Consider the following 1,322-nt stretch of genomic DNA (forward strand, 5'->3'; position numbering starts at 1 on the left):
CACCTTGAGCCGCTCGATCTCCCGCTCGCTCATCTCGATGCGCTTGTCCACCCAGCCCTCCGCTTCCAGACCAACAAGCGGACATTTCTACTTTGCCGGAAGCGGACATTACTATCTTGCTTCTACAGCTTTGCCAACCTCTTTGAGCTCATCGGGGAGCTTGCCACCAGCGCTTTCGCGGGGCTCATCACCTTCTGGCTGTGCGAGGCGGCGCAGTTCAAGCCATTGATCACGGCCGCCCTGGTGGGCATCTCCGGCCACATGGGCAGCCGCGCGATATTTCAACTGGAGCGCTGGGCGCAGGCGAGGTTTGGGCATCGCGATCATGAAGGAGATGGGAAAAATGGCTGACTTCCTCCCAGCTTTCGAGCGCATGATCCAAAACGAGGGCGGCTACGTCCTCCACGACGTTCCAGGCGACCGCGGCGGGCAGACCTACGCCGGCATCGCGCGGAACAGGCACCCCGACTGGCGCGGCTGGCGCGAGATCGACGCCGGCCGCGAGCCGGAGGCCGAAGCGGTGCGGGAGTTCTACCGCGAGCATTTCTGGCGGCCGCTGCAGGGCGAGGCGATCCGCTCGCAGGCCATCGCGCAGACCCTGTTCGATTTTGCCGTCAACGCCGGCGTCAAAACCGCCGTCGTGCTGGCGCAGGCCGTGCTCGGCGGCCTCACGCCCGATGGCAAGCTTGGCCCCAAGACGCTTGCCGCGCTCAATGAGGCGGATGAAGCGCTCTTCATCGCGCGCTATGCGCTTGCCAAGATCGCGCGCTATGCCGAGCTCGTGCGGCGGGATCGCAGCCAGGCGAAGTTTCTGCTCGGCTGGATCAACCGGACATTGAAGGAGGCCGCCTGATGCCGCTGCCTGCGCTTGCCCTTGGCGGCATCGTCTCGACGGTCGCCGGCCTCATCGACAGCCTGCACACCTCGGACAAGGAGAGGCTCGAAGCCGAGATTGAACTGCAAAAGCTCGGGCTCGAAGCCGCGAAGCTCGAAGCCGAGCTCATCAAAGGCCAGCAGGAGATCAACCGGACGGAAGCGCAGCATGCCAGCCTCTTCGTGGCCGGCTGGCGGCCGGCGATCGGCTGGATCGGCGCGGCGGCGCTCGGCTACCAGTTCCTGCTCTACCCGATGCTCACCTGGGCCTGGGCCGCGATGCAAGGGGCCGGATGGATACCGGCCAGCCTGCAGCCGCCGCGGTAGTGTGCTGACTTGTGTGCAAAATCGCCTGGGGTAGTAAGCGGGCGGGTGGTCATGGTAAGAGGTTGATTGCGAGATCGACCTTGAACCCTGAAGGAGGGCAAACCATGACCACGAGCAAGCAT

General features: G+C 64.5%; 3 protein-coding genes. All 3 read left to right on the forward strand.

Going from position 1 to position 1,322, the window contains the following annotated elements; all coding sequences use genetic code 11:
- On the forward strand, positions 1-351 hold a 351-nt coding region (locus Tchar_RS14175; protein WP_236640481.1), incomplete at its 5' end, for a phage holin family protein.
- The gene (locus Tchar_RS13465; protein ID WP_132962057.1) at positions 326-853 is read left to right on the forward strand and encodes a glycoside hydrolase family 108 protein; all 528 of its coding nucleotides are present in this window, start codon (positions 326-328) and stop codon (positions 851-853) included. The genes Tchar_RS14175 and Tchar_RS13465, both read left to right, overlap by 26 nt.
- Positions 853-1,200 (forward strand): 3TM-type holin, encoded by a 348-nt coding sequence (locus Tchar_RS13470; RefSeq protein WP_144329482.1) that lies wholly within the window; start codon positions 853-855, stop codon positions 1,198-1,200. The genes Tchar_RS13465 and Tchar_RS13470 overlap by 1 nt, the downstream gene beginning before the upstream one ends.
- The last annotated feature ends 122 nt before the right edge of the window (positions 1,201-1,322 follow it).

The organism is Tepidimonas charontis (assembly GCF_007556685.1).
GTDB classification, from domain to species: Bacteria; Pseudomonadota; Gammaproteobacteria; order Burkholderiales; family Burkholderiaceae_C; genus Tepidimonas; species Tepidimonas charontis.

Coding starts and splice junctions, on each gene's coding strand:
- Tchar_RS13465 (WP_132962057.1), top strand. CDS start 326: ATGAAGGAGATGGGAAAAATGGCTGACTTCCTCCCAGCTTTCGAGCGC.
- Tchar_RS13470 (WP_144329482.1), top strand. CDS start 853: ATGCCGCTGCCTGCGCTTGCCCTTGGCGGCATCGTCTCGACGGTCGCC.